An 11974-nucleotide genomic window follows, 5' to 3' on the forward strand; every position below is an offset into this window, starting at 1 on the left:
AGGTGCAGCCGGCAAACGAACCAACCGAGCGGGCGGGCCGCCTGACCAAGGCCCGCGCCCTCTACCGCAACGTCTCCAAGCGCCGGCTGGCCTGGCTGCTGCTGAAGGACACCGTCCACTCCTGTATGACCTACCGGGTCACCGGACTGGCCGCCGAGGCCGCCTTCTGGTGCCTGCTCTCCCTGCCGCCGCTGATCCTCGGACTCCTCGGTGTCCTCGGCTACACCCAGGCGTGGATCGGCCACGAGACCCTCGACCACGTCCGGCAGCACGTCCTCACCGTCGCCGGTACCGTGCTCTCCGACAAAGGGGTCGACCAGATCGCCCGTCCCCTGCTGAACGACGTCTTCACCGGCCGGCGCCCCGACGTCATCTCCCTCGGCTTCGCCATCGCCCTGTGGTCCGGCTCCCGCGCGCTGAACGTCTTTGTCGACACCATCACCATCATGTACGGCCTCGACGGGCGCCGAGGCATCGTCAAGACCCGGCTGCTGTCGTTCGTGCTCTACCTCTGCGGCCTGGTCGTCGGAGCCGTCGCGCTGCCCCTCATGGTCGTCGGCCCGGACACCCTGGTGAACTGGCTGCCGGCCGGCGAGGACATCATCCGCGCCCTGTACTGGCCCTTCGTCCTCCTCGTCTCCATCGCCTTCCTCACCACCCTCTACCACCTCTCCGTCCCGGTCCGGACGCCCTGGCGGGAGGACATCCCCGGCGCGGTGGTCGCCCTGGGCATCTGGGTCCTCGGCAGCTTCCTGCTGCGGCTCTACCTCTCCTCGACGGTCGAGGGCCCCACGATCTACGGCTCGTTGGCCGCCCCCGTCGCCGTACTGCTGTGGATCGGCGTGTCCGCGTTCGCCGTGCTGGTCGGCGCCGCGACGAACGCGGCGGTCGACCGGGTATGGCCGTCGGTCGCCACGGCCGCGGCGAGGGCGGCCGGCGCCTGAGCCTCTTCCCACGTGAGGGGGAGGAAAATGCCCGCGAGTCCGGCCAGGTCAGGCCAGATAGTATGGCCAGGTGCGGGTCGCTTTCACCCGGCCGGGGCGCAGGATACGGATCGGTCCGCGGTTGCAGGACGGGCAGTCGCTGCGCGTCAGTGGGGAGGGGACCCGCAGACCGCGGTTGAAGTAGTCGGCGCGGCGGTGGCCGGCCAGATCCGTGGTGTGCCGGATCTCGTACTCCTCTTCCCAGCCGTGTCCGCAGTGCAGACAGACGAATGAGTACGCCTCGTGAACCGTCTCGGTGTCCCGCTCCATGGTCACCACACCCTCTCTCCGGCCCGTCCTGCTCGCATGGGCCGGATGCGTACCGCACCCCCTCATTATCGCGCCGCACAGCAGAGTCCGCCGAAGCGGACCTCCCCACCACGCAAAGCCCCCGACCAGGCGTCCGTCCCCCCGGACCAGGCGTGTCCCCGGACCAGGCGCCCCGTTAAGACCCCGCGGGGGGCGGTCCGGCGGATGGTGTCCGGTTCTGTGCCAGCGCCTCGTATACCGCGGTGACGAGGTTGCCGTTGCGTGGGTCCTCGCCGGAGGTGCCGCCGCCGTACTTGTTCATGATGTACGCGTAGGACAGCCGGTTCTCGGGGTCCGCGAAGGCGTATGAGCCGCCCGCGCCGCCGTGGCCGAAGGCGCGTGGATTGGGTCCCACCAGGCCCTGGTGGTTGAGCATGTAGCCCAGGCCCCATCGGTGTGCGTAGCCGTCCGGGGCGAGCGGGTCGATGGTCAGATCCCGCTCGCCGGGCCGGCTCTGCGACCGGCGCATCGACTCCAGTGTGGTGTGCCCGACGAGCCGGCCGGTCACCAGCGCCCCGTAGACCGTCGCCAGGCCGTGCGCGGAGGCGTGCGCGTTGCCCGCCGGGATCTCGGCCGAGCGGTAGGCGGCGCTGTTCACATCGCCGATGGGGATGGACGTCAGCGCCAGCATCACGGTCGCCAGCGGATGGTCGGCCAGCGACCGGAACGGCGGCTTCGGCGCGCCCGGGAACTGTTCGGCGAGCCAGGCCTCGTCCAGTTGCCCCACCATGTCGGCGCAGGAGGCGTGCTCCTCGGCGGGGGTGCCGATGAACACCCGGGCGCCCAGCGGCTCGGTGATCTCGCTGCGGAGGAAGGTGCCCAGGGACTGCCCGGTGATCCGCCGGACGACCTCGCCGACGAGGTAGCCGAAGGTCACCGCGTGGTAGCCCTGCGCGGTGCCCGGTTCCCACCACGGCTCGGTGGCCGCCAGGACGGCGCACACGCGGTCCCAGTCGTAGGCCTGCCCGACCGGCAGCGGCTCACGGGGGGCGATCAGGCCGGCGCGGTGGCTGAGCAGCCAGCGCACCGGTAAGTCCCGCTTGCCGGCCTGCGCGAACTCCGGCCAGTAGCGCGCGACCGGCGCGTCGAGGTCCAACTCGCCCCGGTCCGCGAGCAGGTGCGCGCACAGGGCGGTCATGCCCTTCGACGTCGAGTAGACGTTGACGAGGGTGTCACGCCGCCAGGCACGCGTCCGGTCCGCGTCCGTGTGCCCGCCCCAGAGATCGACCACCGTCTCCCCGTCCACGGTGACCGCGACCGCAGCGCCGACATCGCCGTGCTCGCGGAAGTTCCGCTCGAACACCTTCCGTACGCCGGTGAAGCCCGGTGCGCAGTGGCCGTTGACGGTGGCTGGTCCCACGTGGTTCTCCTCGTGTTGTCCCTTTTTCCCGTTGTTTCTTTGGCCCGGTGCGCATCCGGTACGCGGTGGCGCGTGCTCCGGTCCAGATGATCCGGCCGGATCGATGCCCATGGCAACGGTGTGGGCCCGGACGGCTCAGCGGCACGTGTCGGAACAGGGCTCGCGGCCCCAACGATCAGCCGCTTCACGCTCCTTGCATCATGGATGCCATGACCACAACGACCGTGACCGATACCGATACCGATGCCGATACCGGTGCTCGTACGGGTGCCGAGGCCAGTGGCGATCCCGCGGCCGGGGCCGAGGCGGTGGCCGCCGTCGAAGCCCTCCTCCTCGTCGACCTCCAGCAGGCCTTTGTGGTGGGGGACGAGGCGGTGCCGGACGCCGCGCGGATGCTCGGCCGGGGCCGTGAGCTGCTCGCCCGGGCCCGCGCCGCCGGCGCACTCGTCGTCCATCTGCAGAACGACGGCGCCCCCGGAACCGTCGACGAGCCCCACACGCCAGGCTGGGAACTCCATCTGCCCGTCGAGCCCGGGCCCCGCGAGGTGGTGGTCCGCAAGACGGTGGACGACGGCTTCGACGGCACGCCGCTGGGCACCCTGCTCGCCGAGGCCGGCGTCGGGGCGTTGGCCGTCTGCGGGGTGCTCTCCGAGATGTGTGTGGCCGCGACCGCCCGTACGGCGCTGGACCGCGGCCTCCGTGTCGTCCTGCCGCACGATGCACACGCCACGTACGACATCCCCGCCGCCCCCGGCATCAGCGGAGTCGTCCCGGCCGCCATGTCGTCCCGCGCGGCCGAATGGGCGCTGGGCGACGAGGTCGAGATCATCGCCCGCGCCGCCGATGTCACCTTCGCCTGCGCCACTTCCCACCCGGACTCCCACCCGGACTCCCACCCGGACTCGCACCCCGGCCGGTGAATCCGGTGAATCCGCTGAATCCGGTGGATCCGGTGGATCCGGTGGATCCGCTTCGGAGGGGCCGTCCGCGGGCGGACCGGAGGGCCGGCCGCTGCGCCGCCGCGGCCGGCCCGCCCGGCTCCGGCCGTGGTCACTTCTGGTTCTTCTCCATGGCGTTGACGTAGGCGTGCATGAAGTGGTCACGGATGCCGTCGGAGGCCGGCGCCAGTACATCGGCGGTGAGGCCCTTGGCGCGGTCGAGCAGGCCGCTGATCACCGGCATGGTGTGGTGGATGGCGCCCTTGGAGTCGATATAGCGCAGGGCGGAGACATGCTGGAAAGGCGGCTCCGGGGGAAGCTGGGGAACGATGTCGTTGTTGTTGACGAAGCGGTACATGCGGTCGCCGAAGGCGGCGTTGAACTCCTTCGTCAGCAGCCGGTCGCAGGTGCGCGGCTGGCCGAAGGTGTAGATGCCGTCGGCCGTCACATACGGCTCTTCGAAGTGGAGCCGGGCACCGGCCAGCATGGCCAGCGCCCCGCCGAGGCTGTGGCCGGTGAACCATACGGTCTGGCCGTTGTCGCGGAACTCGTCGATGGCGGCGCGGACCTGCTGCCAGATGGAGTCCAGCGCCTCACCGAATCCGTAATGGATGAACCCCTTCCCGGCCGGACCGGGCCAGGGCGGGGTGGTGGCGTCGGTCAGCCAGTCGCGCAGGTTCGTCGGCTCGGTCCCCCGGAAGGCGGTGATGATCATGCCATCGCCGCCCAGGGTGTACGCCTGGGTGTCCTCCAGCGGGAACGGAGGCTGGAACGTGGTGTGATGATGGCGCACCCGGCCGAAGCCCCATTTCTGGGCGGTGTCCTCGATGGTCTGCTCGTTCTTCTCGTAGGCGAGCTCCGAGGCGCGCGCCAGGCACAGCGCATGGCGGACGTTGTAGCCGGTGACCTTCTGATCGACGGTGACGCTGGTCAACGTGGGCTCCTGACGATTCGGCGATGAGTACGGTGGCCGGGCGAGGTGTGTGCGACGTCCGTGATCACGGCGCCTGCGGCATGGTGATCACGGGTGATTACAGAGTGCTCGCTCTGGCTACTGAGCGTAACTCTCTTGCACCGTGCCGCGGCCGTGCGCCCGTTTAAACCACTCGTTCGAGCCTCGGGTCGCACGCGTCCGGCGGCCGGGTGAGCCTGGAAGCGTTCGGCACCCGGGGGACGGCGCGCAGAGGAAGGCTCCACAGTGAACAGCGCGAAGCAGGCGTCACGCACAGAGCAGACAGCGGAACATGTATCGGCCGAGGTGGTGGTGGAGCTGGAGAGCTGTACGACGCAGGACGCGCACGCCGTCTTCAGCGCGCTGCGCACGTCGTTCAGCTCCGACCGGGCCGCCGACGACGTGCCCGAGGAGGTGGCGGGGCCCGGATCGACCGTGTGGACCACGACGTTCGATGTGAGCGAGCTCAAGGCCGAGGCCGGACCCCGGCGGCTGACCGCCCCCGTCGCGGTCAGTGTGCAGGGCGGCTACTGGGCGGTCGATCAGCTGTCCAAGGCCCTGGCGTCGGCGTTCACCGTCCACCTCCTGGGCATGGCCGCCGGTGACCAGGAGAAGGAGGTCGAACTGCGCCTGGAGTCCCGCGGCTGATGATGCGGAAACAGGTGACGCCGCGGGTGTCGGTGGGCTCCAGTGGCCCACGATCTGTTGCGGGCCCCTCGCCGTGGGGTCACCATGACATATGACCTATATGTGAAAGATGCTCACTCTTCGTATCGGGGTTCGTTGGTCCAACGAGGTGAAGGGCGTGAGCCTCGCGGTGAGGAGCCACGACATGACACTTCCCGGCGGCCGCCACTACACGGTCGAACTGCATGCCACGGCGGAGCGCGTACCGCAGATCCGGCGGATCCTGGCGGCCCACCTGCGGTACTGGAACCTTGAGCTCCATATCGGGCCGGTATGCCGGGGAGTGGCGGAACTCCTGACCAACGTCCATCGCCATATCGGCCCCGAAGCCCGCTGTGTCGTGGAACTCCGCTGGTCCGGGCGCCACCTCACGACCTCCGTCGCCGACGGGGGCCCGCGGCTGCCGAAGCTGGTGAGCGCGGCCGGCGGCGGACTGTCCAGGGTGGCCGCGCTGAGCGACAGTTGGGGCACCTGCGGCACCCCGGACGGCAAGGTGATCTGGTTCACCCGGCGCGTCGAGGCGACCCGCAAGACCCCGCTGACCGCCCGCACCCCGCCGCGCAGCGTGCCCGACGCCAAGGGGCAGCCGACGCTGCCGCCGGCCGTACCGCCGGTACCGGCCGAGCCGCCGGCCGGGCCCGGCTCCGAAGTGACCGCCGGAGCCGGCCCGGCCGCCTCGCCAGAGATGTCGCTCGTCTGACCTGCCGTCGTCGGTGGTCCGGCCGCGCTCCCCGACGGCCCTTCCCGACCGGCTGATATGCGCCCTGCCGAACATGCCGATACCGGACGTGGCCCCCCGCCCCGGTTACGCTTCCGGTATGGCAACGGCTCGATCGGCCAACGCAGCGATGCGGGACCGCGGTTCAGCGGTTCCGTTCCGTCTGCTGTGGCTGGTCGCGCTGGTGATCGGTGTACTGGTCGCACACGGCGCCCGGGCGGAGAGCCCCGAGGGCCATCTGCTGACCGCCCTGCCGGCCGCGGCCTCGGCGGCGGCCCAGCCGACGGCGGTATCCGGTCCGATCCCCGCCGTGGACTCGCACGCGGGTTCCGACGCCCGGCCCGCGCCCCGTACCGGTGGCTGCTCGGAGCCTTCCGGACCTCCGGGCCACCCGGGTGAGCACTCCCACGAGCTGTGCGTGTCGGGCCAGCCCCAGCAGGGCGCCGCGGTCTCGCTGCCGTGCACCCGCCCCCTGACGGGCTTCTCCTGGACCGCGCCGGCGCAGGCCCGGCCCGGGCCGTCCGCGCGCGCCGGCGCCGCCCTTCCGCCGCTGAGCGGCGCTACGGGTTCGGTCGTCCAGCAGGTCTAGATTCCGGCCAATTCCGGACCACACCTGCTGTCTTCTCTCCTGCCGCCCTCGCATGCGGACGCCTTGTCGGCGCCGCGGCGGCCGTCCGCGGAGGACCCGACCCGTGCTGTCCCGCACCCCGTACCGCGTTCCACGGCGCCCCACCCCTCGTCCGGCGCGCCGTGCCCCCGGCCCCCTCCTCGTGCCGCTCCGACTCCTGCTCCCCCTCCTCGGCCTGCTGCTGGTGCTCCTCCCGTGCTACGGCGGTGCCGCCGGGCACGCTCCCACGTCCGCTCTTCCCCCGGCTGCCACGTCCGCCCTCACACCGCCCCCGGAGCGGCCCGTGCCCGCCCCGGTGGCCGCCGCGCCCGGGGAGCAGGGCGCGGGGCACGACGCCACCACGTGTGCGCGGGGGGTGCTCGGCGGCCTTCCGCAGGGCCGCCAGGCGGCGGATCCGCAGGGGTCCGGGGCCGCGCTGCTCGCAGCGGCGCTGCTCGGTACGCCGGTGCCATGGCCCGGGGACCGGCACGCCGGTGCACGCCGCGGCCGGGCGGGCGGCGGCAGGTCCGTCCTCACCGCTCTGTGCCGGTGCCGGATATAGGAGTTCGCGGCCGTGCCCGGCCACCCGGCCGGGCCGAGACGAGCGTCCGACACCCTCCACCCCCCACCGAAGAGAGCGAGTCATGCACGCTGTTCCCGCAGCTCCGGCCGTTTCCGCCGGCGCCCCGGCCACCGGTATCCCCGGCCTGGTCGGCAACACCCCGGTACTGCACATCTCCGAACCGCTCACCCCGTCCGGGCGCGGCTTCTGGGCGAAGCTCGAAGGCCGCAACCCGGGCGGTATCAAGGACCGGCCCGGCCTCCACATGGTGGAACGGGCCCGCGCCCGGGGCGAGTTGCGCCCCGGAGCGCGGATCATCGAATCCACCAGCGGCACCCTCGGCCTCGGCCTGGCGCTCGCCGGGATGGTCCACGGCCATCCGGTCAGCCTGGTCACCGACCCCGGTCTGGAGCCCTCGATGACCCGGCTGCTGACGGCCTACGGCGCCCAGGTCGAGCTGGTGCCCGAACCGCATCCGGCCGGCGGCTGGCAGCAGGCCCGCCGCGACCGGGTGGCCCAGCTGCTCGCCGCACACCCCGGGTCGTGGTGCCCGGACCAGTACAACAACCCCGACAACACCACCGCCTATCTGCCCCTCGCCCTGGAACTCGCCGCCCAGCTGGGGCACATCGACGTCCTGGTGTGCAGTGTGGGCACCGGCGGACACTCCGCCGGGGTGTCCCGGGTGCTCCGCCAGCTCTACCCGGAGCTGCGGCTGGTCGGCGTCGACACCATCGGATCGACCATCTTCGGCCAGCCCGCCCGGCCCCGGCTGATGCGTGGGCTGGGCTCCAGCATCTACCCGCGCAACGTCGCCTACGACCAGTTCAGCGAGGTGCACTGGGTCGCGCCGGGCGAAGCGGTGTGGACCTGCCGCCGGCTGGCGTCCTCGCACTACGCGACCGGCGGCTGGAGCGTCGGCGCGGTCGCGCTGGTGGCCGGCTGGCTCAGTCGTACCGAACCGGCCGGCACCCGTATCGCGGCCGTCTTCCCGGACGGACCGCAGCGCTATCTGAGCACGGTGTACGACGACGAGTACTGCGCCGCACACGGGCTGCTCGACGCCCCGCCGGCGGACGGCCCGCAGACGCTGAGCCGCCTGGGGGAGCGGGAGGTCACCTCCTGGACCCGGTGCGCGGACGTGGTCGACCCGCTGAGCCTTCCGGGCGCGGCTGCGGAGACCGGACCCGGGAGCCTTCCGGGCGGGGCCGAGACCGGACCCGGGCGGTCCGGCGAGCCGGTCCGTGCCGTCATCGACGTCCCGCGGGAGGTGGCCCGGTGAAGGGCCTGATCGCGCAGGTGCGCTCCTACGAGCGCAGCGCCCAGCTGCTGATGGCCAATCAGTTCACCATCAACCTGGGCTTCTACATGCTGATGCCCTATCTGGCCGCCCACCTGTCCGGGACGCTGGGGCTGGCCGGCTGGCTGGTCGGACTGGTGCTGGGCGTGCGCAACTTCAGCCAGCAGGGGATGTTCCTGGTCGGCGGCACACTGGCCGACCGGTTCGGCTACAAGCCGCTGATCGTGGCCGGCTGTGTGCTGCGTACGGCCGGCTTCGCCGCACTCGGGCTGGTCGACGCGCTGCCCGCGCTGCTGGCGGCGTCCGCGGCCACCGGGCTGGCCGGAGCGCTGTTCAACCCGGCGGTCCGGGCGTATCTGGCCGCCGCCGCGGGGGAGCGCAGGCTGGAGGCGTTCGCGCTGTTCAACGTCTTCTACCAGGCGGGCATCCTGCTCGGGCCGCTGGTGGGCATGGTGCTGACCGGCGTCGGCTTCCGGCTCACCTGCCTGGTCGCGGCGGGCGTCTTCGCGCTGCTGAGCGTGGTGCAGATCCGTGCGCTGCCGGGCCAGGAGGGCGGGGCCGCCCGGGCGGACGGTGCCGGCCGGGCCGCCGGAGTGCTGTCCCAGTGGCGTCAGGTGCTGGCCAACCGGCCGTTCCTGCTGTTCTCCGGAGCCATGATCGGCTCGTATGTGCTGTCCTTCCAGGTCTATCTCGCGCTGCCGCTGGAGGTACGGCGCCTCGGCGGCGAGGGGCCGTCCGGTACGGCGGCGGTGGCGGTGCTGTTCGCGGTGTCGGGGCTGAGCACGATCGTGGGCCAGACCCGGGTGACCCGCTGGTGCAAGGCCCGGATGCCGGCCGGGCAGGCGCTCGCCTGGGGCCTGCTGACGATGGGTCTGTCCTTCCTGCCGCTGCTCGTGGCCAGTGTGCTGCCGGTGCCGGCCGGGGGGCCCGGACGCTGGGCGCTGGCGGCCGTCCCGCCCGCGGTCTGCGCGCTGCTGCTCGCCCTCGGGACGATGATCACCTACCCGTGCGAGATGGACACCATCGTCCGGCTCTGCGGTGATCGCCTGGTCGCCACCCACTACGGGCTCTACAGCACCATCTGCGGGGTCGGTATCACCCTCGGCAATCTGCTGACCGGCGGCGCCCTGGACGCCTCCCGGGCGGCCGGTCTGCCCGCCCTGCCCTGGCTGGCGCTGCCGGCCCTCGGCCTGGCGTGCAGCGCGGCCCTGTACGGGCTGCACCGCAGCGGGCGGCTGAGCCGGGCCGGCGAGCCGGCGCCGGTGAGGGGCTGAGCCCCGGGCGGCCGCCCCGGTGCCTCGTCCACCGGGGCGGCCGCCCGCTCGCCACCGGGGAGTTCGACGCGTGTACCGCGGTGCGTCACACATCCGACACATTGCCTTCCCTGACGCTCCTTCCTCTTGGAACACTCTGCTGAACGCACCGCGAACACCCCCCACCCGAAGAGGTACGGACCCATGCCTGAACTGAATCGCCGGCGTTTCCTCCAGATCGCCGGCGCCACCGCCGGCAGCGCGGCCCTGTCCGGCAGCATCGCCCGGGCCGCGGCCATCCCCGCCGTGCGGCGCACCGGCTCCATCAAAGACGTGGAGCACATCGTCGTGCTCATGCAGGAGAACCGTTCCTTCGACCATTACTTCGGCGCGATGAAGGGCGTACGCGGCTTCGGCGACCCCCGCCCGGTCACGCTGCCGAGCGGCAAGCCCGTCTGGCATCAGCAGGGCGGCGGCAAGGAGGTCCTGCCCTTCCGGCCGGACGCCGAGGACCTCGGCATGCGGTTCATCGCGGGCCTCGACCACGACTGGGCGGGCGGCCACAGCGCGTTCGCCGACGGCAGGTACGACAACTGGATACCCGCCAAGAGCGAGCGCACGATGGCGTATCTGACCCGGAAGGACATCCCCTTCCACTACGCGCTCGCCGACGCCTTCACCGTCTGCGACGCCTACCACTGCTCGTTCCTCGGCGCCACCGACCCCAACCGCTACTACATGCTCACCGGCCACGTCGGCAACGACGGCAAGGGCGGCGGCCCGGTCCTCGGCAACCAGGAGGCGGGCTACGGCTGGACGACGTACGCCGAGCGCCTGGAGAAGGCCGGGATCTCCTGGAAGGTCTACCAGGACATCGGCGACGGCCTGGACGCGAAAGGCAAATGGGGCTGGACCGACGACGCCTACCGCGGCAACTACGGAGACAACTCCCTGCTCTACTTCCACTCCTTCCGCAACGCCGAGCCCGGCGACCCGCTCCACGACAAGGCCCGTACCGGCACCGACGCCAAGGCCGGCGACGGCTACTTCGACGTCCTCACCGCCGACGTCAAGGCCGGCCGGCTGCCGCAGATCTCCTGGATCGCCGCCCCGGAGGCCTTCAGCGAGCACCCCAACTGGCCCACCAACTACGGCGCCTGGTACATCGCCCAGGTCCTGGACGCGCTCACCGCCAACCCGGACGTATGGTCCAGGACGGCCCTGTTCCTGACGTACGACGAGAACGACGGCTACTTCGACCACATCGTGCCGCCCTACGTCCCGGCCTCCGCCGCGCAGGGCAGGTCCACCGTCGACACCGCCCTCGACCACTTCCCGGGCAACGCGCAGTACGCGGCCGGGCACTACGGCATGGGCCAGCGCGTGCCGATGATCGTCGTGTCGCCGTGGAGCACCGGCGGCTATGTCTGCTCCGAGGTGTTCGACCACACGTCGATCATCCGGTTCATGGAGGAGCGCTTCGGCGTCCAGGAGCCCCAGATCTCGCCCTGGCGGCGCGCCGTCGCGGGCGACCTCACCTCCGCCTTCGACTTCAGCGGCAAGGACACCGCCCCCGCGGACCTGCCGCCCACCGACGGCTACCGGCCGCCGGACCACGAGCGCCACCCCGACTACCTCCCGCACGCGCCCGCCGACCCCGCCCTGCCCAAGCAGGAGAAGGGCTCCCGGCCCGCCCGTCCGCTGCCGTACGCGCCGCTGGCGGACGGCGCGGCCGACCCGAAGGCCGGGACGTTCACGCTGACCTTCAGCGGCGGCCCCGACGCCGGCGCCTGCTTCCACGTCCGCTCCGGCAACCGCACCGACGGCCCCTGGACGTACACCACCGAGGCGGGCAGGACGCTCTCCGACACCTGGAACTCGGCCTACTCCAAGGGCAGTCACGACCTGTCGGTGTTCGGCCCGAACGGCTTCCTGCGGGTCTTCCGCGGCCCCGGCGGGACCGCGGGCCCCGAGGTCACCGCACGCCACGTCAAGGCCGGCGGCAGCCTTGAGCTCACCTTGAAGAACGCGGGCTCCGGTGACGTCCACCTCACCGTGACGAACGCGTACGGCGGCGCCGACGAGACGTTCAAGGTGAAGGCGGGCGCCACCGTCGAGCACACCGTCGACCTGCGGGCCACCCGGCGCTGGTACGACCTGTCGGTCACCTCCGACACCGACCGGACCTTCCTGCGCCGCTTCGCAGGCCATGTCGAGACCGGAGAGCCGGGCGTCAGCGATCCGGCGATCCGCACCGCCTGAGCGCCGGGCCGGGACCGGCGCCCCCTGCGGGCCCCGGCCCCGG

At 72.0% G+C, this 11974-nt stretch carries 12 protein-coding genes; 9 read left to right on the forward strand and 3 right to left on the reverse strand.

What is annotated here, in order from left to right:
* Positions 1 to 2: 2 nt before the first annotated feature.
* Entirely contained in the window at positions 3 to 944 is a 942-nt protein-coding gene (locus AZE13_RS11520) for a YihY/virulence factor BrkB family protein (RefSeq protein ID WP_066929813.1), read from the forward strand.
* A gap of 48 nt (positions 945 to 992) precedes the next feature.
* Here the strand turns inward: AZE13_RS11520 and AZE13_RS11525 are convergent, their stop codons facing one another.
* Both AZE13_RS11525 and AZE13_RS11530 read right to left on the reverse strand, forming a co-directional pair.
* Positions 993 to 1253 (reverse strand): hypothetical protein, encoded by a 261-nt coding sequence (locus AZE13_RS11525; protein WP_258527775.1) that lies wholly within the window; start codon positions 1251 to 1253, stop codon positions 993 to 995.
* A 175-nt stretch (positions 1254 to 1428) separates the two neighbouring features.
* Positions 1429 to 2652, reverse strand: a complete 1224-nt coding sequence (locus AZE13_RS11530; protein ID WP_066929817.1) for a serine hydrolase domain-containing protein — start codon at positions 2650 to 2652, stop codon at positions 1429 to 1431.
* A gap of 209 nt (positions 2653 to 2861) precedes the next feature.
* Here AZE13_RS11530 and AZE13_RS11535 point away from each other — a divergent pair, with 209 nt between their 5' ends.
* Complete coding sequence (locus tag AZE13_RS11535) at positions 2862 to 3572, forward strand: isochorismatase family protein (RefSeq protein WP_107288312.1); 711 nt, start codon at positions 2862 to 2864, stop codon at positions 3570 to 3572.
* 130 nt (positions 3573 to 3702) lie between these two features.
* Here AZE13_RS11535 and AZE13_RS11540 read toward each other — a convergent pair whose 3' ends face one another.
* Positions 3703 to 4524, reverse strand: coding sequence for a lipase family protein (locus AZE13_RS11540; RefSeq protein ID WP_066929819.1), 822 nt, complete (start codon positions 4522 to 4524; stop codon positions 3703 to 3705).
* A 264-nt stretch (positions 4525 to 4788) separates the two neighbouring features.
* On the opposite strand from AZE13_RS11540, the gene AZE13_RS11545 reads away from it, so the two are divergent.
* From AZE13_RS11545 to AZE13_RS11575, 7 genes are all read left to right on the forward strand, one after another.
* Positions 4789 to 5190 carry a hypothetical protein gene (locus AZE13_RS11545; protein WP_066929821.1) on the forward strand — a complete coding sequence of 134 codons (402 nt, stop codon included), beginning with the start codon at positions 4789 to 4791 and terminating at the stop codon, positions 5188 to 5190.
* 184 nt (positions 5191 to 5374) lie between these two features.
* Positions 5375 to 5929: an ATP-binding protein gene (locus AZE13_RS11550; RefSeq protein WP_066929823.1), complete on the forward strand. Its 555-nt coding sequence runs from the start codon at positions 5375 to 5377 to the stop codon at positions 5927 to 5929.
* Positions 5930 to 6047: 118 nt separating this feature from the next.
* Positions 6048 to 6536, forward strand: coding sequence for a hypothetical protein (locus tag AZE13_RS11555; RefSeq protein WP_147264642.1), 489 nt, complete (start codon positions 6048 to 6050; stop codon positions 6534 to 6536).
* A gap of 181 nt (positions 6537 to 6717) precedes the next feature.
* Positions 6718 to 7116, forward strand: coding sequence for a hypothetical protein (locus AZE13_RS11560; protein WP_220127573.1), 399 nt, complete (start codon positions 6718 to 6720; stop codon positions 7114 to 7116).
* Positions 7117 to 7198: 82 nt separating this feature from the next.
* Positions 7199 to 8398: a PLP-dependent cysteine synthase family protein gene (locus AZE13_RS11565; RefSeq protein WP_107288313.1), complete on the forward strand. Its 1200-nt coding sequence runs from the start codon at positions 7199 to 7201 to the stop codon at positions 8396 to 8398.
* Positions 8399 to 8448: 50 nt separating this feature from the next.
* Positions 8449 to 9690 carry an MFS transporter gene (locus AZE13_RS11570; RefSeq protein WP_398780135.1) on the forward strand — a complete coding sequence of 414 codons (1242 nt, stop codon included), beginning with the start codon at positions 8449 to 8451 and terminating at the stop codon, positions 9688 to 9690.
* A gap of 183 nt (positions 9691 to 9873) precedes the next feature.
* Positions 9874 to 11931, forward strand: coding sequence for a phosphocholine-specific phospholipase C (locus AZE13_RS11575; RefSeq protein ID WP_066929831.1), 2058 nt, complete (start codon positions 9874 to 9876; stop codon positions 11929 to 11931).
* Positions 11932 to 11974 lie beyond the last annotated feature (43 nt).

The sequence above is a fragment of the Streptomyces sp. NBRC 110611 genome, from assembly GCF_001590865.1.
In the GTDB taxonomy this organism is placed as follows: domain Bacteria; phylum Actinomycetota; class Actinomycetes; order Streptomycetales; family Streptomycetaceae; genus Streptomyces.